The organism is Bacillus sp. MN7755, assembly GCF_054771475.1.
This window is the reverse complement of record NZ_BTRL01000013.1, coordinates 39382-61614: the sequence shown is the minus strand read 5'-3', so window position 1 is coordinate 61614 and position 22233 is coordinate 39382. Positions and strand designations below refer to the sequence as shown.

Sequence of the window (22233 nt, the reverse complement as noted above, 5' to 3'; positions counted from 1 at the left end):
TTCCCTTCAAAAATTATTTGCTCTTATAGGTTCGTGTTTATGTTTAGCCCATAAATATTTCTGCAGTGAAACTCCAATTACTCCAATGACAACAAGCCCAATCCCGCCATAAACATAGAGTTGAGTTACTCCAAACAAATGCACTAATGGACCACTCATAGCAGGAGAAATAATTAGAACTGCGTTTGTTAAACTGCTTTGAATACCAAATACTCTTCCTACTTGATCTTGATCAGATTCTATTTGTAAAATGACTTGATTAGATACAAGCATCAGCCCACTTCCAATACCAGCGATAAAACTAATCAGATAGGCCAAAACGAAGACCGTACCGGGCGTTATCAAACCAATCCCCCCAAAACCAATTCCCATTAAAACCATGCCTCCACATACTACCCAACCATATTGAAATTGTTTTAATTTCTGAGTTAGTAATGCACCAAGTATTCCGCCAAGACCAATAATAGAAATGATATATCCCATTTTACTTTTATCATGTGGGAATAAGCTCTTAAATAAAGTCGGGAATTGTGAGTCTACTAATTGTAATACTGCCATGGCTATTGTAACGAAAATCATAGTTGATAATATTATCCGATTAGATAACACATAGCCCCACCCTTGTACCCAAGCGGCCCAAGTGCTTTGCTTTTGCTTTTCAACAAGTTCTTTCGATATAGTTTCTTTGAATTTTATTGTGGGTATCAGAACTAACGTAGCTAATAAACAACTTATAGCTCTTATAATGAGGCAGAACTCTGGCTGAAACCAACTCAGCAACATGCCCCCTATAAGTGGGCCTACTATCTTGGTACCCTGCTCTACTATTCCGTTGATACTTACTGCTTTAGTAAGCAAATCTGGGGATACAATCTGTCTTGTTAGTGTTTGTTGTGCAGGATAATAGAAAACAATAAAAATGGAACGAATCATTAATGCCACTAAGAGCCAGTGGATATTTTGTACAAATAAAAGAGCAATTGTTATTAAACCAACCATCAAATTACAGAACATCATAATTGGAATTTTTCTAAAACGATCTGCAATAACACCTGCCCATGAGCCAAAAATAATTCCAGGAAGTGCATATGCAACAGGGATCAATCCAATCATAGTAGGATCTACTTCCCATTCAAACCCAACTATAGTCATAATCGCTAACATATCAATAAAAACACCAAGCATAAGCAATGAATAGGCAGAGAAAACTTGTAAATAAACCCTATTTCCTAATAGGCCTTTTGAATCGGTAGTTTTCATAAAATGTGCTCCTTAAATTTACTAAAACGGATGTTTTGGTGTACACAATACCTCTTTTTTGCACATAATTTATAACTCTACATATATCCATCCGAAATTTAATAGTATTCAAACTTCAATAACTATAAAATTCAATATCTTTGGTATAATTTATGCATTCAAATATATTTATTTTTAGTTTTTATACGTTCACTTCTGACTCTAAATAATCTTTTTCACCTATAAACGTGGACAAATTAAATGATTTCTAGTTATATCGTCATTACAACCACAGTAAAAAACGATAATATTTCATTAATTTATCTGAACAACTTTCTTTGATTTTCATATTCTACAAGCTAAAACTCTACTCAATGAAAATAATCCATTAATAGCTATCTAACCCTAAAATTTATAATAGTTAAACCATCCAAATTACACCCTCTTTTCAGAATTGTCTTTTTTTTCTATTTAAAATACTATCACACAAATTTTCTATCTACTATCTTCATAAAGTTGAAATAATCAAATTGGAAAATTCAGATAAAAACAAGGTGAATTTGCAATTATCTTAGTTAATATTATTTTCACAAACGCTATTGAGTCATAACACACGATATACTCCTCTTTTTCCACATGTATGTTAATCATAGAAATTACTTCTTTTCCTTAAAACACTCTCGTTACTGGTTTATTTTTCATAAATAGGTCATACCTTTTTCCCCTTTCATTCCTCTTTATATTTTTATCATACGCAATGAAAATCTCCCCTCCTCATTTATTGTTAATGTGTTAAAAACCGCTCTTTGATACTAAGTGTTTTTCTGTCATATACGGTAGTGTCAAAATGTCATGTTTTTTATGACATAGCTATTAACCCAGCCGGATCCCACTCAATTTTTATTATTCTTTATAAATATGACAGAAGTTCACTATCGACTATGACTCGCCGCTTGCTACACTCTGTTCATACGCTAACTCGTTGTGCTAATAAAAATGTAGCTAAAAAACTTACAAAGATAATTCCAAATGATTATACAAACGCATATCGACCTTTTATATTTGATTCCCCGGTATTAAAATGGTTAGAAAGTAAACAAGTGAATGCGATACTATCTATTCTTAGTGTACTAGTAGGAGTTGTATTTTTTATATTTACAATTAGTTTCTTATGCATCTGTTTATCAATATATTTAGATTTAGATTGAGATTGAGATAAAAGCCAATTTCAAATGCTTTCTAAATTAGGGTTAACTAAAAGAGAGATAAAAAAAATGTAACCCAACAAATTAGCATATTATTTTTTATACCTATTTTGATTTCTGTTCTTCACAGTAGCGTGGCCTTCTTGGCAATAAGTTTTTTAGCGCAGAGCAGGCACATAGACTTACCTATTGCAGGAAATTCTATTCTCATATTCACGTGCTTTATTAGTGTACAAATAATTTACTACCTTATTATTAGAAGAAGTTATTTGCGTCAAATACTTCATTCCATAAATTAAAGTGGAAACTGAAAGAAATGCTGATGGTATTCCGTATATACCTCTTACTTAAAGTCACTTTTTTAGTGAGCAAATTAAATTCTTTGTTTTACTAATGGAGTAGCACCACATCTCTATCAAGCTAAGAAAATAAATTTCCTCTTAAAATGAAAAAATACGCCATTCTATCTGCAAAGTCAGAGGAAGGGATAACGTATTTTTTGCTTTATGGATAGTGTAACGTCTTAGCTTGACTGCGATGTGGCGGTACCCCATCGCTATCAAGCTAAGATTATACAATGTCAAGTATAGTAGAGATTATTTCTTTTTTCTAAAAGCCAGGCTTAGAGAATTTAAAGGTTTGCATGCGAAATAAACCCTATCGGGTTTCATTTTTTGAATTAGGCCGCTTGATCTTCAGAAATGGTATAATTGTAAACGACACCTAATATATCAAAGACTGTTTTCTTCTCATATCTGTGAGATTTTCGCCCATTTTGCTGTAGGAGGTTGAACAGGCGAATGAGAATCTTTGATAATTCTTGGGTGTCTTTCTGTATGGCTTGATAAATAAGAAAAAAATAATCTCTAATCATATATATGGCCTTATATTCACTCAGCTCTCGTTTCTTTTTCATAAGAAGTAATTGACGCATTTGAAACATAGTAGAAGAACAGAGGAGAATAGCGATCAGTTGCCCATACAAATGGCATTCTAATCTTTCTCGTTTTATCTTTTTACAATGGTGAATATGAAAGAATGATTTCCATGTTTTAAATAAAATCTCGATTTGCCAACGTAAAGAGTACCAATCATGTACTTGTCCCATCGGGACAGTATCTGTAGAGGTATTTGTCATATATACATTGATACTACTGAGACGTTTACTACGAGGGGAATACTTTATTCCTTTCTTTTTCTCTCTTACAGCTTGATCTTGCAATCGTTTTTGTTGTTGTTCATCTGTAAGTCGATGAACAATCACACGAGTTGGTACTTTATCAGTCATTCCTACATAAGCATCGGATATTTCATAGGTTTGCCCTGGTTGGAGAGAGTTCATTAATGCCTCCATATCTATCTGTATATACTCTGTACCTTTCTTGATTTTTCCATCCTGAAAATAATCAGGTGTGAGATTTTTTTGATAAATACGTGTATTGGATTTAATACGAGAGATATAGTAAGCCTTTTTATCTTGTATATGTTGAAGATCTTTTAAATGAAAATACCCTAAATCACGGATACATAAATCATTTGGTGTTACAGTTGGAACACACAGAGAACCATAGGTTCGATCATGTTGTTTCCCTGGACCTGTATGGATATGTAGGAATTGTCCGCTTAATAGGTCATATTCAAGTTGAATTTTCATCCCAGCAGTATGGCTACATCCTCCAGCCCCAGGATAAATGGTTGAAAATATATCTGGAAGCTGAAATGCAGTGGAATCTAAAATGCGAATACGCTTGAAAACAGAGGTGTATGGAGAAGAAAGTGGCATAGATGAAGTTAATTTTTTATTTAGAAGGTTAGTCAATATATGTTGTAAAAACTGAACGGCTGATGTATTAAACCGTTGATTCAGCCCTTCTGGACTGATGAGTACTTCTGTGGATGCTTCTAAACAGCTAGATAACTGAGCTAAAGAGGTTGTAGCGATATTTTGACTCATCCATATACATAAAGCGACTAAATCTTTTGCTTGATATTTACTAGTTCGTTGTACAAAACCAACATCTCTAGCAAGATCCCGTAAGGTATTTGGAGATAAAAAACTTTGAATCTCTTGAGCAAATAGTTGTAATTCATCAGACACAGAAACAGACATAAAAAACGCCATCCTTTCCTATAATTCTACAGAAAGGATAACGCCTTTTTTGCTTTATGGATAGTGCAAAACCTTAGTTTTATAGCGATGTAGCGGTACCAAATAGCCGTTTAATAATTATTTATGCCACCTTTATATATCTATATAATCAAACGTTATTACTCATTTTTAATTGCTCTAAAAGATAATCACGGACATTCACAAAAATACATTGTTTTTTTAAACTTAATAATAAGTATTTCAATTCAAATTCTTGATAAAAAATCTTAGTGATATATAGTTTAAACTCATCTAAATTAGGCTTTTCTGGGCTGTATAGCATATCTAAAGGAAGTTTAAATTTAGAAAATAAATGATCGTTTTGGGCAAAAATCGAAACTTCTTCTCTAGTTAATCGATCATGAAATGCAATTAAAATTTTTCTTAAGGCATTTACTTGTTCTTCTTCAGTTTCAGCTGAAGTTAAAAAATAAAAAACAGGAAAGTTCACAAAAAATAAAATAATCAAATTATTGTAGAAATAATGATAGTGTGAAGCTTATAATTGAACTGGGTGATTAAAAGTGACTATACAAAATGAAAAGATAATTGATATCTGTGATAACCGCAGACTATTAAATAAATATTCACGTAACAGTATTCCAAGCGTAATCTTCATAGCAGGGTTAGGCGATAGCTATGAGACATGGAAAAAAGTCCAAGACCGAATATCGCAAAAAACATCAACCTTTTCCTATAACAGGTCGGGTATTGGCAGGAGTCAAGTCGCATCCGTCCCGACGACTTGCTATGATCTAGTCGAGGAGCTCAACGAATTGTTGCTAGCGCTTGAAGTGGAGAAGCCCTATATATTGGTGGGGCATTCTTTTGGTGGTTTGGTCGCTAGATTATATGCCAGCCTTTATCCACTGAACATCTGTGGTATGGTTTTGGTTGACGCTGCACCGGAATATAAAGAACTTGCCTATGAAAAGGTTCTACCCGAAAATCTGCTTGCAAGAAATAGGGAATATTACGAGAATCCTATGTTGAATAGTGAGAAGATTGATAAAATACAAAGTTATAAGCAAATCGTTGATCATTCAAATCAAAGTAACCTCCCTCTTGCAATTATTACAAGAGGTTTACCTGACAATGTTGAAGAGGGATGGCCATCTCAAGAAATATTGAAAATTGAGCAAAAACTCCAAGCAGAATTCCAATGGCTATCAACGTCAAGCAAGTACCGGATTGCTAGTCGAAGTGGACATTATATTCATCATGATGAGCCCGAAGTTGTTATAGAGGAGATTATGTTAATGTTGAAGGAGATGGGGAAATGAGCGATACAAGGATTAAATTGATGCTGGATTTACAAAGAATTGAGAAGGATGAGTATCAGTTACACGAAGGTGAGCAGCATCAAGATTTCTTACCTTTGTTACTTCAATATATTGGCGATCCTCAGCCAGAATTACGGGATAACCTGATTTATTCGATGTTTTATATGTGGATTAAGGAAGAGAATAGATTCAGTGAAGAGGAGTTACGAAGCCTCTTAACTGTTCTGACTGATGAGAACCATTTGTTCTATAGTATTGGTAGCGAGGATGATCAGTCAGTTTTTACAAGGACGTTCTCTGCCTTACCTATCGCTTTGATTGTGCAACGCCACAGACAGAATCCATTTTTAAATCAAGCGGAAATTGAGCAATTAATGCATGTGATGCTCCGTTATTATAAAGAGGAGAAGGATCTGCGAGGTTACCTTTCAGTAGGAGGCTGGGCTCACAGCGCGTCTCATGGTGCGGATGTTTTTGTTGAGCTGGTGCAGTGCGAGGAGAGCAGCGTCGCAATGCTGCGTGAGGTTCTTGTCGCTATTTCTGGCATGCTTCATAATGGTAGACACATTTTTAGCGATGAGGATGATGAGCGGTTGGTAAACATCGTGGATACGATGATTGACAAAGAGTTACTTCCACATCAAGAAATCGCTAATTGGATTAGCGGCTTAGCGCAATGCTGCAATTTGCCGAGAAGTCGCAGTCAGGTGATTGCTCGCGTGAACAGCAAGAATTTTTTACGCAGTCTCTATTTCAGAAGGGGACAAGATAGCCGAGGGAATGAGCTTAACACGGTCATACTTGGTACTGAGGCAATATTGAACAAGTTTTCTTTCAGTTAAAGGGTTAGAGGGGCCGTCCCCATCGCTATCAACTTAAGAAACACATTCTTCCCCAAAACGATAAAATTAAACTTTTGTACTATAAAAAATATAGAATTTCCGTTTAGGAGATACTTTAAAATCTTAGCTTGATGGATATGTGGCGGTACCCCATAACAAAGAAAAAGCACCTACTTTCATAGGTACTTAAGTAACAAAATAAACTAATACCCTCTTGTCCATTATAAAAACATTTTGATTATTAACTCGCCAATTAATTTAAATGTAGCTTTTTTAATCTCGAAATTCACTTTCAATTTACCAACTCTGAATTTTATTTTCATGTGCCCCACTCTCCTTTTTGATTTGATAAATCATTTTAGCTAATTGGACACGTAAATATAATTCTTAAGCTGTTCGAGTGTTTTTTATGTAAAAGTAGCGTTTGTTTACAACAGCCACAATAACAGTGTTTTGAATGTGTAATTTTTTGGATATTTATTCGATATACGAAGAAATGTTATAAAAACAGTGATTGAAATAAAATAAAAGTTTACATTGGAGTTTTGAATCATTTATAACTAATTTTGTAATAAATTTCTCAATATAGATATACTTATTAATTACGGTTCTAATATTCGAAATTAACAAAAAATAAATTATAATAACAATATGATGGTTATCCTTTTGTTTACTCCTTGTGCTAAAGATAAGATCGTGTTTCCGGATCTTATCTTTTTATTTTTGGATTTTAGATAAAAAAAAGGAATCCTTAATATCTTAAGGATTCTGCAACAGGAAAGAACAAACATATAATAATAAAAAGAATTACTTATATTATAATTTAAAAATAAGACAAATGTGTTGAGAAAACTCAGAATGGATTGAATATTTATATGTGCTTATTTATAATTGATTAAGAGTTGGAGTAGTAATCTGTCATCTGTTCCTTTTTTAAAGAAGATTGATCTCAATCTTCTATTTTTTTGTGTTTTTTCCTCTTTTCTCGAAAAAAGTAAAAAGAATTACTTAAGAATTGTGGAAATTGCTTGCTTGTAGACTAGTTGTTGCTTACCATGAACCATCATTAGGACGGTAAATTTATCTGTTGCAAGGATCTGCCCACGTACTGGAACACCATTCGTTAAAAATACAGTAACTTCCCCTTTTTTCTCTTTCAATTGTTCATACATATCTTCTTGTAAGTTATACATGAAATACGCCCCCTATTTGTATCTACTTTTCTTTTAATACTTGCTGCCGCTCATTGTTGTCTATTTGTATTTCCCATTCACCTTCTATTTTTCTAAACCATTTTCCTATTTTGCTTACATAATATTTTTTCACTTCACCATATGGAATCCATATTTCTTGTTCCTGTATTTGATTCATCACTTCATGAAAAATCTCATCATGCTCGTTTTTTCTAGGTTTTCGATGATGCGTTCTTACAAACTGTATGTAATCCCTACATAACCAATTAGAAATATGATCTTTTTGTTTTTGCCGGAGATTTGACCACTTTTTATATGTCTGAAGGAGTTTTCCGTTTACCATTGTATGGTTTTTCATCAACACTCATCCCCTTTTACCATCTAAATGCATATATACAATTATCGTATCACATTTAAATTAAAATACGGCTCTAGATACATATTTCGCAAGAAATCTATCCGAAATAAAAATAGTATCCAAAACAGACGAGACCGAATCCATTAAGCAAATTAATTAGGGAGTTCCACCAATAAAACGCGAATTTCGTACGCTAAGGATTTATTTCTTTAAAAAACTTGGTTTTTTCATACGTTAAGAAGGTTCCTTAAGCGGTATTTGATGATTGTTATGATACTTTGTTTTTGGCAATGATTTTTAGAACTAGTTTTTGACCGTATTTTTTAAGTTTTGTTAGTACTAAATAGAGTTCCTTAAACGCTCGTTTTTAGAATTTGATAATCGAGTATATTTTATTGGAAAATTAGAGTTGACCATAAAACCAATATCCGATATATTGGTTTTATGAAAAAAGATATTATTAAACCCATTAAACGTATGTCATTTAGAGATGAAGTATATCTAACTTTGAAAAAAGCAATCGTTACATTAGAGCTGCAACCGGAGCAACGCTTAAATGACAAAGAGTTAGCAGAAGAATTTGGAATTAGCCGTACTCCAGTTAGAGAGGCGTTGAAGCGTCTTGAGGATGAAGGACTTGTTGAATCTATTCCTGGTTCATTTACTCGTGTGGCACCATTAAATATTGAGGAGGCGAAACACGCATTTACTGTGGTAGCAGTTTTACACTCGTTAGCTGCTCGTTTAGCAGTACCATTATTAAAAGAGTCGGATATTCAAGAATTGGAGTTCAGTAATAAGGCATTACTATTATCTATTGAGAAAAAAGATATTATAAAAGCAATTGAAGCTGACGAGTTATTCCACAATGTTTTTTTAGATGTGGCAGGAAATCCTGAAATCATTCGTGCGTTAGAACGAAGTATATCTAAGATCCAACGTCTCGAGATTTCTCAGTTCACTTCTATAAATGGTCTAAAGTCAGTAGAACAACATCAGCAAATTATAGAGGCATGCAAAAATAAAGATAAAGAGACAACAGCACATCTTGTAGAACAAAACTGGTTAAGTCTTGAGAAATTAATGACTTATGAGATAGATTGAGGTGAGAAATTTGCGCCCTATTTTTTTAGGTATATGTGCGGCTTTCTTTTTTGCTTTCACATTTATACTGAATCGAGCAATGGAATTATCAGGTGGTAGCTGGATATGGAGTGCTTCATTAAGGTTTATTTTCATGCTTCCATTCCTTTTACTTCTTGTTATGAGTCGAAAAAAATTAAAAGTATTATTACAAGTTATGAGAGAGGATTTAAGTGCATGGTTTTTATGGAGTTTTGTAGGTTTTGGTCTATTTTATGCTCCATTATGTTTTGCTGCTGCACATGCACCAGGATGGATTATTGCGGGGACATGGCAAGTTACTATTATATCAGGATCTTTGTTAGCTCCTCTTTTTATCCAAACCTATCAAACACCAGATGGAATTATTAAGAAAAGAGGAAAAATTCCAATGAAGGGTATGAGTATGTCATTGATTATTCTTCTTGGTATTTTCCTTATGCAAATGGAACAAGCAAAATCACTTGCTGTAAAAGATATTATGTTAGGTATTATCCCTGTAATTGTAGCTTCTTTTGCTTACCCACTCGGGAATCGTAAGATGATGGAGGTTTGTGGAGATCGTCTAGATGCTTATCAACGTGTCCTTGGAATGACATTAGCTAGCTTACCGTTTTGGTTTTCACTATCCTTGTACGGTCTTTTTACAGCAGGAATACCTAGTAAGGAGCAAACTATGCAATCTATTTTAGTTGCTATTTGCTCTGGTGTAATTGCAACTATCTTATTTTTTAAAGCGACTGATATGGTTAAAGGAGATATGCAGAAACTTGCAACCGTTGAAGCAACACAATCCATGGAGGTGCTTTTTGCTGTTATCGGAGAACTAATCTTATTACATTCTTCATTCCCCTCTATTTTATCTTGGTTTGGGATGTTTGTAATAATGCTAGGAATGATAGCACACAGTTATGTTTCCCATAAAGGTGAAATAGTGCATAACCAAAATATTAGTGCTTAATTGATATTTTAAAATGTACAGTATAAACCCTTTTCTATTTAGTAAAAGTAATTTTATTATTATAAGTTTTATGTCAGAAATTGATTAAGTAAAAGAATATGAACAAAAGCCGATGCCCTTAATATATAGGGAAATCGGCTTTTTCTTTATAAAAATTTTTCTTAGCTTCCTTTACGTTAAAGGATTAGTTTGTATATTTGAGGAGATGTGGGAGACAGGTGTATATTTAGGATAATCTAATATTTTCCATTCGAATATAATAGAATAGAAGTATATCCAAAATGGAGGAAAAACAAATGAACTCAAACACAAAACTGTTTATTTATGATATTCAGCAAAGAAAGAACAATTATATAGAAAATGTATTAATAGCAATACAACATCCTAAAAAAGAGCAATCTGAACAGGTCATTCAAAATATAGTAGAGAAGATGGATATGATGATTAGTCTAGTTACTACGTACATGAGGATTGAATCAGGATCTACGGAAGAATTAAAAGAACTTCAGAAAGAAATTATCCATGCTCAAGCATATATCCAAAAAAGAAAATTTGAAGAAACACAGAGATAAAACCCTGTGTTTTTATTTGGACGTCTATGAAACCAATTTGTTATAAATCAAATTAGATGTAATTTAATCATTGTTTTGGCATAATCCATACAATTTGTTGAATTCGTACAATATACGGTACCGTATCTTCAATTAGCAAATGATTGGTTTCACATCCTTTAACTTTCCTCTTACATTACCTCTTACAGTTTCAATAACCACATGTTTACCAATTACCGATTGTAATGTCTGATATACGTAGGGATTAGGTACACTTACCATATTTTGTTCACTCAAGTCATTTCCCTCCAAATAACTCAATCTATAAAACTTCTTTCTAACCTACATTCTTTCTCTTAATATATGATATAAATCTTATAAATATGCTAGAAGAATAATTCATTATAGGAACAAAAATAACATTTTAATAAGGTACGTTTTCTATTCCTAGATCACTAAAAAATTATTTATATACGGTTCCTTTTGTTAGTTAATAGGTGATGATATAGGGATATTTTGAATGTACATTTAGGTTGTTCTTTTCAAGATATGTGTCATTTTAAATACGCCCTTTGTTAGCATACTGCTCATACTTTTTTTGAGATTCTTTCGTAATACGTGCGTTAAGTAAAATTGCTAACAATAAAAACACTCCATATTTTCCTCCTGTAGCTCCTATGATAATCACACTACTACAAACAAGTACAATTAATAGGATAAACGAAACTAAATAAATACGATCATAATTCTTTGACATCTTCTCGTATTTTATGCGTTCTTTCCTTGCATTCATCTAAATTCCTCCTTTAAATTATCCATTTCACTCTCAAATAAATCTTGCCCTTAAAAAGGAAACAATATATCGTTTTAAATAATTAGTTTGTTTTTTTATCAACTAATTTATATAACGTAAAAAGAAATCCTACCAATATTAAGCTTTCCACCATGATAATCCCGACCCTCTCCTTCCTTTTAACCCCAACACATCAGATAAAAGTTACGTATATCCCATATTAGCTGTAGCAAACAAAAAGGATCTTCCCTTCTCGTAAAGGTTGATCCTTTTCTTCTTTCATTCAACTATTTTTAGCTATTCTTGATTAATTAGAATAACAGCTGGTCCATCTACACGAATTCCACCAACTTCAATTTTTTCATAAGACTCAACTGTAATAGAAATGACGCCTTCTCGCTTCTGTAATTCATTACTTAATTCTTTTGTTAACATTTTTTTCATTTGTGCACTCCTTCTTACTGCTTCATTTACTATTGTAATGTAAATAAGATTAAAAATGGTTTCCTGGTCTGGAAACCATTTTTTTGTAGTTGACCATATGGTGTTACCAGTTCGTTTATCAATTTTACGTAAAGAAGATAAACAATTACTATTCACTGTCTCAGTAGATGTAAGGAACTCTTAAAGAGATAGCGGTGAGATTGATTGTTTTTTCTTCTAGAAATAATGACTTAGATAATATATTACCTAAAACAATGAAAGCCCTACCTCTCTTCCATCCTTACGGATCCTTGTCCGTGCCAGTGTGAATCAGGATTGCAAAAATCAAGTGACTATTTAATCGAGTTATTTGATGAAACTTCGAACGTTCGTAAAAGAAATTTAAAAATAAAAATGGATAAGATTGAAGTAATAACAAAAGAGGTTCCTACTCTAAAAGTGAGTTGAAGAAGTTGAATGTCTTTGAAATGATTTACTTTTAATAATCATCATATTCCCGAAAAATTCAGGATATTTTCGGGGGATTTAATACATTATCTATTATGAATCTTAACAGAAACTTTTTATTTGATTTTCAGTGATCCCTTTAATTAATCCTAGTTCACTAATCAAAAATTCATGTGCGTTATCCAACATTTTTTTTTCGCTTGTATTCAGTGCCTTCTCTTTCTTCATACGCATTAAATCACGTACAACTTCAGCACCTTTTTGTATTTCACCCGTTTTTATTTTGTCCGTGTTCACTTTATACCTTTGTTTCCACGGCAATGATTTATCTGATTCCCCATGCTGAAAAATGTGTATAATGTGTTTTAATGCAAGTATATCAGTAACTGGGCGTATACTCGAACTTAGTACTTTACCCATAGGAATCATGACTTGCATATTACTGATTGACATTTTTATAACATAATACTGTTGTTTTTTTCCTGAGAATTCTTTTTCTTCTATGGCTTCAATTATACCTGCTCCGTGCATTGGATAAACAATGTTATCGCCAATTTGAAACATATAATCCACCTCCATATATGGTAACCTTCTTAACCTTAACACATATGTAATTTTTTATCAAACTTTTTATAATATCATAAAATCATTTTTATCATCAACAACTTTTTTGACAAAAATTAAATCAAGTAAAAAACACCCCCAAAACAATAGGGAGTGCGTCAGATTTCCAATAAAGGGCAGGGGAATTCCCCCGCTTATATTCTGAAATCTCTACTCATTAACGTAGATCAGCTTTCCCTTAAAAACGACCAAATCGATCCCGTATTTTTTTCAATCTTGTGTAGTATTCCAAAATCTCAATTCTTGCTTTTTCAGCTAAAGGTGCAATTGGTCGTAAGTCTTTTAACCCCCAATAATCAACCACTACATCAAGTACTTGATCAAAATATTGTAGTGGTCCATAATTCGCTTCTTTTGCAATCACAGCCATTCTATTTTCAAAATCAGGCATGACGGCACCTGGCATTTTAAAATTCTTAATCACATTGGCAATATGATAGCAATAATTAGGTTCCAATTCTAAATGTGTTCGAATCACGTCTCGATAAAACGCATAATGAAGCGTTTCATCTTTTGCAAGACGGCGTAATAATGTAGCAAGATCTGGATCATGCTTACTTGCAACCTTAGCCACATTATTGTAAAACACCATCGTTGCAAGTTCTTGTAGCGTCGTATACGTCATGGCTTCGATTGGTGTATGAAAATCTGGCTCAAATCCACCCTCAACGACTGACTTTCTTAATTCATGTATTCGTTTAGGGTTCACACTTCTAGTGAGTAGTAAATATGTCTCCAATAAATTCGAATGTTGATCCTCTTCTGAAGTCCATGTGTGAATAAAGTCCGTAATAACAGAAAGGGATCCTTTAAAAGTTGCAGATAAATACGTTGTAAACCATGGTAAATTCACTTCTGTTAATAAAGCTGTTTCAATTGCTGTAATTACACCAGAAGGAAGAGTAACTTGACTTTCATCCCAAGGAACTCTTTTAAAGTCCATGCCCTTATCCCATGGTAAAAACTCATGATAACCCCAGTCTATCTTCTGCGCTCTTATTTTATGTTGTTCATACAGTTCTTTTAAACGTGGTTCTAATCGGAAATCTAAATCATTTGTTAGCATCTATAAGTGCCCCCTTTTCTTATCATATAAATTGTCATTTTATTTTTACCCTTAAAATTTTCTACAAATAAATATTACGTTCCTTTTTTAAAGTCAAACATAATAAATTTGTAATAAAATTCCTTAAGAGCGCTATATTTTTATAGGATTTTTTTATATCAAAAGGGGGACCCGTTTCATCTATTTTCTTTTTTATAAAATAGATACTGAGGCATACAATATGTTAATTAGCCTAAATAAAAAAACTAACCTCAGTAAATACAGAATAACATTCATGGATGAAGATTCTCCTCATGTTGTAAATCTTGGTGAGTGTAAAAAGGTGCATGTCTATAAAGAATGGTTTTATAATAAAGTTTGATAGTGTTTTATACACACTATCAGCTTATTTAGATGTAAAATCCAATATATTAGATTAAGCGCTTGAAAAACAAATATAGTTGATTAGATATCCTTAAACGACAATTCCCAACCAGATCAATGTACATTGGCTATGGATGAGTTAGACCAAATTTTGTGAAACGGTATACAACACAAAGGGAAGAGGCGATAAACATGCAGTCAACGGAAGCGCATATGAAGGAAAAACAACGTAGAGAAAAAATAGAAATTATATTTAGTCACATGGTAAAAGGAGAGAGTTATTTTCACGGCTCTTCCTATCAATGGAAAAACATTGTATATCAAAATTATAATAGAATACAACAAAAAGAGTTGGAAGTTGAACAACTCATTTCAAAAATGGAAAAATCAGGGGTTCGTTTTACGCAGCACCGTTCACTCATACACTATCCTGTCATTGAATTTGTAAACTATATAGCTAAGATTTATAAGGATTCCCTCGAAATACAATAATCATATTTAAAATAAACCTTTATAAAAGGTTTATTTTCGAGGCTTTTTTAACTAAAATCTTAAAAAATCATTACAACATTCTTTTTATTTTCAATACTCTTCGGTTTTGTTATAATATCAACCATAGCGTATTATATTCGTTTGTATATTTTCATATTTTGGGGATTTTATTACACAAAAAGACAACTCTTAATTGGAGTTGTCTTTTATTTTTTTCGATATACACAATACTATTCTGATACAAAAACATCAGGATTCTTACAACCAAAGAAAAAGTAGGATTTCTAATAAGAGAGATTCTACTTTAGTTCCTCATATTCCGTCATTATTTTATGAAACGTGTTTTTCTTTAGCTCTAACATTTGCATAAACATAGTAGCTGTCTTTTCTTCACCTTTACATTTATTACAAAAAATGTTATTGTTAAAATGAATTATTTTTGTTCGGTGTAAAGGATTTGTAACTTTTCACCTTTATGATCACTGAAAGCAAGGATAGTATTACATTGTGTGTGTTTACACACTAGGAGGCAATACAAATGGAAAAAGGTAATGTGAAATGGTTTAATGGCGAAAAAGGCTTCGGATTCATCGAACGTGAAGGTGGAGACGATGTATTCGTTCACTTCTCAGCGATTCAAGGCGAAGGTTACAAAACTTTAGAAGAAGGTCAAGCAGTGACTTTTGATTTGGAGCAAGGTCAACGTGGACCTCAAGCTTCAAACGTACGTAAAGCTTCTTAATTTTATAAACCAGGGAAGGCAGGCTCTTTTATAAGAGTCTGCTTTTTTTCCGTGAAACAAAGAACCCCCGACTCGTAAAGGTCATGAAAATAGTAAATCAAATGGTAAACCAAGTCTAGCATATACTTACGGAGTATCCTAATTTAATTTTTGAGCTACCAACTTTATAAGCCTTTTTTCTAGCATAAAAGTACCCGCTAAATGAAAATTCTCTTTCTCTACAGTTAGTTATTTTGAGAAGTTAGCTCATTTTTTATTTTGGGGGTGTTTACATTTCTTAAGTGGATGGGCATGTGGTACTACCCCATGCCCATCAAGCTAAGCTTATGCAAAGTCAATTTTAGTCGAGATTGTTTCTTTTTTCTAAAGGGCATACAGTTATCGCTAAGCAAACTGTTACAGTGAAACAAAACGTAGAAACAAAAGATGAAGATCCAGTTTTAACTGTACCTACTGAAGTAACTATTCATGTCGGCGATAAATACAACCCACTTTCTGGCGTTAAAGCTATTGATAAAGAAGATGGCGATATTACTGACAAAGTAATTCATATGGGCGAAGTTGATACATCTAAAGCAGGTAATCCCCTTACTATTTACAAAACGGATAGGAGTGTTATAGCGAGCTGCGGCTGGAATAATTAATTCATGATATATATGACTCAATAATTCTATTAGATAAAAGACTACATCAGCCTTTTTAACTGCACTATCTATCTTACGATGCTGATCTTCTGCTACAAATATAATTTCTGCATTGTATTTTTCAACGCACTCTCTATAGTATCTTTCTTTATTTCCACCAATTACAGCCACTTTCTTTCCTGACAAATCATTCTTATGCACATTTCCTTCCGGCTCTTCTTCTTTCTGCAATTGAATGATTTCTTGAGCCATTTGTTCAATCATTTTATTTAAATACTCTATTTCTTTTTTTATGTTGTTCTGACTTGATTTCCTCCTCAGTTGCCAAATCAGTCATCAATTCATTTACTGACCTCTCTGTTTGTTTAACAACTCTTGATGCCTTATCATCTGATGAGATTTTTTGTTTTTTCAAATGTTCATTTTCCATTTTGTATTTATTTAACACTTTCTCTTGTTTGTTAAGCTTTTTTTCATACTCGTTTAACTTACTTTGAAGTTTATTCCGCTCCTCTTTAAACGAAATCTCTTCGGCCTTTTCTTGACTAGGATATCTCTCCTGATGAAATATTGCTAATTCTGCAAGAATGTTAATGTATCTGAATGGAGCAGCTTCTAAATACAAATCATGCATATCATCTGTTCCTTGAGTTTTTATATAAGCAGTGATAAAAATTGTGAAATGCATTCCGTACTTCTCAATTACTTCTTGTACATCTTTAATTTTCTTCTGTTGATTATCTGTTTGATCATACGCTGCTTGTAATTGAGCTATCTCAATTTCACCAGCGACTTTTAAATTCTTTTGAAGCCTTTCTTTCATTTGTGGTTTACTATATTCTTTTAACAAGCGATCGATTTTCCCTCGTTTACCCTGTTTCTTTTCCTTCGCTGTTAAGAAAATTTTACAGTCATTGAAAAAACGTGTAACTATTTTCTTGTGTTTCGATGAATCACTTTCTATTAAAGAAATAATAATGTACAAATCAACAACATCAGATAATGATTCCGTAGATTCTAACCAATACTGAAAAACAGCATCTTTCACTTTTGTAAATAATTCATCAGATATTTTATCTTGACCTATAGAATCTCCTTCCTCAAAACACTCACTGTAATGTTTAAATAAATCTATTGATTCTTTTCCGTTGTTTTTTGTAATCGAAACTAATTCACCCATTTTTAACCCCCTCCAAAATAGAATTTTCTGATAACTACTCTAAATAGTAATATGTGGAATTATGAGTGTCAAATCGATTCATTAAGTTTTTAATCTTCCTTTTTACCAAACCAAGAGTTATAATATTCTTATAATTTTTTACTTTTTTGTTTTTTCTTCTTTAAATTAAAAGCAGCCCTTTGGGTTGAGTTAACACATGAAAATGTGAACAGTAACTCTACTCATTTGGCTGCTTTTTTGCATTTAAAAGGATTGCCATTTAATAAAATTTGATATTTATGGGAGGAATATTGATGAGTAATTATGTTGCACTATACCGTGCGTATAGACCAAATAGCTTTAATGATTTAGTGGGGCAAGATCATATTAAAACGACAATCATGAATGCGATTAAACTAGAAAAAGTAGCTCATGCCTACCTACTATCTGGACCACGAGGTACTGGTAAAACAACTGTTGCCAAAATAATTGGAAAAGGCGTTAACTGCTTAGCTCCATTAAGTAATGGTGAGCCTTGTCAAAAGTGCGCCAACTGTAGTGATATCAATAATAATAAATTCGCGGACATTCTAGAATTTGATGCTGCAAGCAATAATGGAGTAGAAGAAATACGGCAGATACGAGATCAGGTACATTTAGCACCGGTTACAGGAAAATATAAAGTGTACATTATCGATGAAGTGCATATGCTTTCAAATTCAGCATTTAATGCTCTATTAAAGACATTAGAAGAGCCACCAGCACACGTTATTTTCATACTAGCTACAACAGATCCACAAAAAGTTCCTAAAACTATCATTTCTAGATGCCAACAATTTGAATTTCGAAACATCCCACTTCAAGCAATGATTGAAAGGTTAAAATTCATCTCCCATGATCAAGGGATTCGGATTACAGATGAAGCATTGCATTTAATATCCCAATTAGCTGAAGGTGGTTTAAGAAATGCCCTTAGCATAATGGACCAAGTAATCGCATACGCAACAAATAATGTAACAATAGACCATGTTGCAACAGTCGTTGGTAAGGTAGCAATTCAGGATATTGAAAAACTAATACATTATATAACTGAGAAAGATTTAACCAGCACTTTGGATTCCTTGCAAACTATCCTAGAGAGAAAACAAGCGGATTTCTTTTTAAGCGATTTAATTGGTTACTACAGAGACCTCATGATATTCAATCTATCTCAAAAAACTGACATGTTTAAAGTGGCCATTTATAATAATGCCTTTATAAATCTTGCTGAGCGAATACCATTATCCAAGATTCCAAGTATTCTTGAAGAACTTACAACGGTACAGTATAAAATAAAAAGTTCTGTATATGCAGCGACATTAATTGAAATTGCATTAGTTAAGATACTCCAACTGGAGCAGGAAATATCAATGAACCAACCGAATATCCAAAATAATGAAAATGAAGCTTCTAGTGAGCTTAATCAGACATTGTTACAAAGCTTACTTGATACCATCGCAACATTCAATCAGCGCTTAGACGAATATGAAAAACAAAAAGAACAACCAATATCTAATCAAAGACGCAGAAATATCCAAATTTATCGTGATCCAAAAGCTAAAGAAACAGCAAAAGATATCGTATTACCAGAAATCACTTGGGAAACCAGCAAATTATTAGAAACATTCCTCCCTAACTGTATTGCTCATATAAAGAAAGATAATCCTTTAATCGCAAATAGTTTAGGAGAAATAGTTCATGCTACTGGATCAAAGCACCATATTATATTCGTAATGGAAAATCCCCAACAAGTTGAGACTTTATATAATCCATTAAATGATTCCATAGTTACTAAAACCATTTCACAATTACTTAGACGTCAAATTACAATGATTTACTTAGAAAAAAGAAACCTAAACTCCCAGTTGTAGATATTTCCGCATTATCTTCTATGGAATTTGATCATCTATTGTATGTACTTAATGAACTAGCAACTGGTTATAGGGATGCTCATCCAATGCCTTATGACATTAGAACCTTTCATCAATTAATTGCATTTCATCTAGCTAATAAATTAACAAAGCAGCATACATTCTCTAATATCGAATTAGGTATCCTAAACGTTATACTTGAAAATAGACACCTACCAATTGAGGAAAGAAAAAAATTAGGTGATTTTGTTTTATTAGATGAAATTGATAAGAAAAACAATTCGAATGAATTTATTACCAAATTAATAGAAAATGGCTTCCAATTAGTTGAGAACATTGCATATGTTCGGATAAATAACAACAATCAATGTAATTAAATACTTCATTATGGGAGAAAAAATTGAAAAAGACCATCCCTTAATAAATAAGGGGCTGGTCTTTTTTGAAATTCTCTATAATCTCATAAATATATTCCTTTAAAATATATCGATTACTCATAATATTTATCATATTCCACTGCATATTTAGTTTTTAATTGTTCTATTAACTTCTCATTAAATGAAATTATATCAAGTACATCCTGATTTATATATAATAAATAATTGTCATTATAAAATGAGATATATGCTGATGGATGCCCTTGTGATACATTTTGACAGTATTTATATACATCCTGATAATTTAAATTTTTTATAGATGCAAAAATTGTTGAACTTGTAAAATTATCGTTTTTTATTAATGTTTCTTTCCAATTTCTAATTTTAGTAAATTTACCTAAACCTGTATTTTCATGAATTCTTTTACCATTTATAATATATCCACAGATAAAGGAAGAACTTATTTTTTCGTTTTGATTGAATAAATTATCCAAGATATTTTTTAATAATCGAGTGTTATTATTCACAAATAAATCCATATCGAATCTAATTCTATGATTCGAAGTTACTTGAAAAAAGGGAGTTTCTTCATTATTTGTAAAATCTACTTTGAATTTTTTAAATTTATCCATAATTAGTTATTAAGCTCCGATTCTTCTTAATTCTAAATCATAAGTTCCAGATCTAGTTTTCTTACTTCCAAGAGCTTTTACTGAATCAGCACCTTTAAAAGCTCCACCATTGTGGCCATCTTTGTCTCTAGTTATATATTTAGGTTTTCCTTTTTGTTATAATATACTCTTGCACCATGAGAGTAATAGTTTGTTTCTGCGTATCCCAATCTGCTTGCAACTGCTTTAGCAAGAGGTTCAGAGTTTTTCATTAGAGTTCTAATAGCAGTTGGTCCATATTTTTTTATAGCTGCTTTTAGACCGCTTTTAACTATGAATGCAACAAGAACAGGAACCAAAGGAAGAGCAGATGCCGTTATTTCTTGTGTATCAATAGAATATTGCTCACCAGTTTCTTGATCCACAAAAATGGCTTTTAAATCTTCACCTTCTACATCAGTCACAAGAATTGAAAAATTCTTCTCTATTTCATTTCCATTCTTCTCCTTTACCTTTGTAATTAAAAATGCTAGTTGTCCATTGGTATTTAACTTCAGCTCCCATCGAATCATCCTTTCTGATTGTACTAAAGCTTTGTAAATAAATTTGAAACCGATTATCCTATTATGAATTTATCTGTCACCCTTTATTTTATATATACTACTCTTTAGCTTAGGCTTCTTGTGTAACCTTACTTTAATTCCATTAATATCTAAGTCAATTTTTTCTTCCTCTAAAACCTCCATTTTCTCTTCATGTTCCTTTTTAATTCTGTCTCTTTCTTCTTTTTTCTTAGTTGCTTTTGGACCAATTACGAACAGAATCAAGAATATACTTACCATTACAACAAAAGTAGTCACTAGTACCTCTCCCCCTATGGCAAAACTTCGTATCATATATTTTTTTAATCTATTAGATTTACCTTGAAATCTACAGGAGAACGAGCACTAGCATCATTACACAGAAATATTATAGAAATTACTTGCACTATTCCTCCTTCTCCTTTTATAAACCGAAATTATAAATGACGCAGTAAGGCCGGTACTAGCAATGTCATTACAAATATAAAAATGGAACTATATCTCAAACTTGAACTCCATTTTCCATATTTGGGATGTTCAAATTTCTTATAAAGCATACCTAATGCTAAAGATATCAAAAACATTAATACAGCTGTTCCTAAAATTATAGAAGTAATTAAGCCCACCATATTACTCATAAAGGTTTGAAAATCAAAAGAACGTGTTGTCAACATTAACACTGGTAGAATCCTTATTAAAAGTATGAGGATAAATGAACCTACTCCAAAATATATAGATCTTTTTTTCCACTTTATATGTTTAAACCATAAAGAAGCCCCAAAAACTAATAATGATATTAAAATTACTACAGAAAGTATAAGGAAAATAACATCAAAGAATGCAGGTACACTCGCATGGACTGCACCATCTATTTTATCTCCCCCTTCTTTTATTACATCACTGCCGCCATTAAACAAAGAACCAAACCAGTCTACAATCCAATCGGTCATCCAAGAAATATCGAATGGTAACTCTTCATTATTTGTTTGTGCAGGAGCAGCTGAGTTATACACCTCCAAATTATCCTCCCCCTTAATTGAAATTAAGCCCTTTACTTTAAGTATATAAGCTTAACGA

General features: G+C 32.4%; 22 protein-coding genes and 6 pseudogenes. 11 read left to right on the top strand and 17 right to left on the bottom strand.

Annotation, left to right across the window (positions count from 1 at the left end; genetic code table 11):
• Window positions 1–6: 6 nt before the first annotated feature.
• Window positions 7–1260, bottom strand: a complete 1254-nt coding sequence (locus tag ACYVEC_RS15280; RefSeq protein WP_000858625.1) for an MFS transporter — start codon at window positions 1258–1260, stop codon at window positions 7–9.
• 974 nt (window positions 1261–2234) lie between these two features.
• Here ACYVEC_RS15280 and ACYVEC_RS15275 point away from each other — a divergent pair.
• Window positions 2235–2743: pseudogene (locus ACYVEC_RS15275) on the top strand (ABC transporter permease); the annotation flags it as partial.
• Between the two features lie 380 nt (window positions 2744–3123).
• Here ACYVEC_RS15275 and ACYVEC_RS15270 read toward each other — a convergent pair.
• Window positions 3124–4554 (bottom strand): IS4 family transposase, encoded by a 1431-nt coding sequence (locus ACYVEC_RS15270; RefSeq protein WP_199678313.1) that lies wholly within the window; start codon window positions 4552–4554, stop codon window positions 3124–3126.
• Between the two features lie 148 nt (window positions 4555–4702).
• Window positions 4703–5044 (bottom strand): DUF1878 family protein, encoded by a 342-nt coding sequence (locus ACYVEC_RS15265; RefSeq protein WP_460507134.1) that lies wholly within the window; start codon window positions 5042–5044, stop codon window positions 4703–4705.
• A 73-nt stretch (window positions 5045–5117) separates the two neighbouring features.
• Here ACYVEC_RS15265 and ACYVEC_RS15260 point away from each other — a divergent pair, with 73 nt between their 5' ends.
• Together ACYVEC_RS15260 and ACYVEC_RS15255 are read left to right on the top strand one after the other, a co-directional pair.
• The gene (locus ACYVEC_RS15260; protein ID WP_075313662.1) at window positions 5118–5876 is read left to right on the top strand and encodes an alpha/beta fold hydrolase; all 759 of its coding nucleotides are present in this window, start codon (window positions 5118–5120) and stop codon (window positions 5874–5876) included.
• Window positions 5873–6718, top strand: coding sequence for a DUF2785 domain-containing protein (locus ACYVEC_RS15255; RefSeq protein WP_098557076.1), 846 nt, complete (start codon window positions 5873–5875; stop codon window positions 6716–6718). The genes ACYVEC_RS15260 and ACYVEC_RS15255 overlap by 4 nt, the downstream gene beginning before the upstream one ends.
• Window positions 6719–7722: 1004 nt before the next feature.
• Here the strand turns inward: ACYVEC_RS15255 and hfq are convergent.
• Together hfq and ACYVEC_RS15245 are read right to left on the bottom strand one after the other, a co-directional pair.
• Window positions 7723–7911, bottom strand: coding sequence for an RNA chaperone Hfq (hfq, locus tag ACYVEC_RS15250; protein ID WP_063224395.1), 189 nt, complete (start codon window positions 7909–7911; stop codon window positions 7723–7725).
• Window positions 7912–7933: 22 nt separating this feature from the next.
• Window positions 7934–8269: a hypothetical protein gene (locus tag ACYVEC_RS15245; protein WP_063224394.1), complete on the bottom strand. Its 336-nt coding sequence runs from the start codon at window positions 8267–8269 to the stop codon at window positions 7934–7936.
• Window positions 8270–8713: 444 nt separating this feature from the next.
• Between ACYVEC_RS15245 and ACYVEC_RS15240 the strand changes: the two genes are divergently transcribed.
• The 3 genes from ACYVEC_RS15240 to ACYVEC_RS15230 all read left to right on the top strand — a co-directional run bounded on the left by ACYVEC_RS15240 (window position 8714) and on the right by ACYVEC_RS15230 (window position 10924).
• A complete protein-coding gene (locus ACYVEC_RS15240) occupies window positions 8714–9373 on the top strand; it encodes a GntR family transcriptional regulator (protein WP_063224393.1) in 660 nt (219 codons plus the stop codon).
• A gap of 10 nt (window positions 9374–9383) precedes the next feature.
• A complete protein-coding gene (locus ACYVEC_RS15235) occupies window positions 9384–10352 on the top strand; it encodes a DMT family transporter (RefSeq protein WP_098557350.1) in 969 nt (322 codons plus the stop codon).
• Between the two features lie 296 nt (window positions 10353–10648).
• The gene (locus ACYVEC_RS15230) at window positions 10649–10924 is read left to right on the top strand and encodes a hypothetical protein (RefSeq protein ID WP_098557351.1); all 276 of its coding nucleotides are present in this window, start codon (window positions 10649–10651) and stop codon (window positions 10922–10924) included.
• Between the two features lie 67 nt (window positions 10925–10991).
• On the opposite strand, the pseudogene ACYVEC_RS15225 reads toward ACYVEC_RS15230, so the two are convergent.
• The 5 genes and pseudogenes from ACYVEC_RS15225 to ACYVEC_RS15205 form a co-directional block, all read right to left on the bottom strand.
• Window positions 10992–11224, bottom strand: a pseudogene (locus ACYVEC_RS15225) (YuzF family protein).
• A 238-nt stretch (window positions 11225–11462) separates the two neighbouring features.
• Complete coding sequence (locus ACYVEC_RS15220) at window positions 11463–11696, bottom strand: hypothetical protein (protein WP_063224391.1); 234 nt, start codon at window positions 11694–11696, stop codon at window positions 11463–11465.
• Between the two features lie 297 nt (window positions 11697–11993).
• Window positions 11994–12140, bottom strand: coding sequence for a BC1881 family protein (locus ACYVEC_RS15215; protein ID WP_000738553.1), 147 nt, complete (start codon window positions 12138–12140; stop codon window positions 11994–11996).
• Between the two features lie 549 nt (window positions 12141–12689).
• Complete coding sequence (locus ACYVEC_RS15210) at window positions 12690–13151, bottom strand: CarD family transcriptional regulator (RefSeq protein ID WP_161940526.1); 462 nt, start codon at window positions 13149–13151, stop codon at window positions 12690–12692.
• Window positions 13152–13389: 238 nt separating this feature from the next.
• Window positions 13390–14277, bottom strand: coding sequence for an acyl-ACP desaturase (locus ACYVEC_RS15205; RefSeq protein WP_098557446.1), 888 nt, complete (start codon window positions 14275–14277; stop codon window positions 13390–13392).
• A 555-nt stretch (window positions 14278–14832) separates the two neighbouring features.
• Between ACYVEC_RS15205 and ACYVEC_RS15200 the strand changes: the two genes are divergently transcribed.
• Complete coding sequence (locus ACYVEC_RS15200; protein ID WP_098557428.1) at window positions 14833–15132, top strand: hypothetical protein; 300 nt, start codon at window positions 14833–14835, stop codon at window positions 15130–15132.
• A gap of 299 nt (window positions 15133–15431) precedes the next feature.
• On the opposite strand, the pseudogene ACYVEC_RS15195 reads toward ACYVEC_RS15200, so the two are convergent.
• Window positions 15432–15539 (bottom strand): annotated as a pseudogene (locus tag ACYVEC_RS15195) (integrase); the annotation flags it as partial.
• 131 nt (window positions 15540–15670) lie between these two features.
• On the opposite strand from ACYVEC_RS15195, the gene ACYVEC_RS15190 reads away from it, so the two are divergent.
• Together ACYVEC_RS15190 and ACYVEC_RS15185 are read left to right on the top strand one after the other, a co-directional pair.
• Complete coding sequence (locus tag ACYVEC_RS15190; protein WP_000410775.1) at window positions 15671–15874, top strand: cold-shock protein; 204 nt, start codon at window positions 15671–15673, stop codon at window positions 15872–15874.
• A gap of 362 nt (window positions 15875–16236) precedes the next feature.
• Window positions 16237–16458: pseudogene (locus ACYVEC_RS15185) on the top strand (immunoglobulin-like domain-containing protein); the annotation flags it as partial.
• Window positions 16459–16500: 42 nt separating this feature from the next.
• Here the strand turns inward: ACYVEC_RS15185 and ACYVEC_RS15180 are convergent.
• Together ACYVEC_RS15180 and ACYVEC_RS15175 are read right to left on the bottom strand one after the other, a co-directional pair.
• Window positions 16501–16770: pseudogene (locus tag ACYVEC_RS15180) on the bottom strand (DUF2325 domain-containing protein); the annotation flags it as partial.
• Window positions 16771–16783: 13 nt separating this feature from the next.
• Entirely contained in the window at window positions 16784–17698 is a 915-nt protein-coding gene (locus ACYVEC_RS15175; RefSeq protein ID WP_275719363.1) for a hypothetical protein, read from the bottom strand.
• 293 nt (window positions 17699–17991) lie between these two features.
• On the opposite strand from ACYVEC_RS15175, the gene dnaX reads away from it, so the two are divergent.
• Window positions 17992–19587: a DNA polymerase III subunit gamma/tau gene (gene dnaX, locus ACYVEC_RS15170; RefSeq protein WP_180230836.1), complete on the top strand. Its 1596-nt coding sequence runs from the start codon at window positions 17992–17994 to the stop codon at window positions 19585–19587.
• A gap of 86 nt (window positions 19588–19673) precedes the next feature.
• Complete coding sequence (locus ACYVEC_RS15165) at window positions 19674–19964, top strand: hypothetical protein (protein WP_257148986.1); 291 nt, start codon at window positions 19674–19676, stop codon at window positions 19962–19964.
• A gap of 113 nt (window positions 19965–20077) precedes the next feature.
• On the opposite strand, the gene ACYVEC_RS15160 is transcribed toward ACYVEC_RS15165, so the two are convergent.
• The 4 genes and pseudogenes from ACYVEC_RS15160 to ACYVEC_RS15145 all read right to left on the bottom strand — a co-directional run bounded on the left by ACYVEC_RS15160 (window position 20078) and on the right by ACYVEC_RS15145 (window position 22193).
• Window positions 20078–20596, bottom strand: coding sequence for a hypothetical protein (locus ACYVEC_RS15160; protein ID WP_199678167.1), 519 nt, complete (start codon window positions 20594–20596; stop codon window positions 20078–20080).
• A gap of 9 nt (window positions 20597–20605) precedes the next feature.
• Window positions 20606–21147: pseudogene (locus ACYVEC_RS15155) on the bottom strand (SAR2788 family putative toxin).
• A gap of 60 nt (window positions 21148–21207) precedes the next feature.
• Complete coding sequence (locus ACYVEC_RS15150) at window positions 21208–21435, bottom strand: hypothetical protein (RefSeq protein WP_063223899.1); 228 nt, start codon at window positions 21433–21435, stop codon at window positions 21208–21210.
• Between the two features lie 158 nt (window positions 21436–21593).
• Complete coding sequence (locus ACYVEC_RS15145; protein ID WP_063223898.1) at window positions 21594–22193, bottom strand: hypothetical protein; 600 nt, start codon at window positions 22191–22193, stop codon at window positions 21594–21596.
• Window positions 22194–22233: the final 40 nt, after the last annotated feature.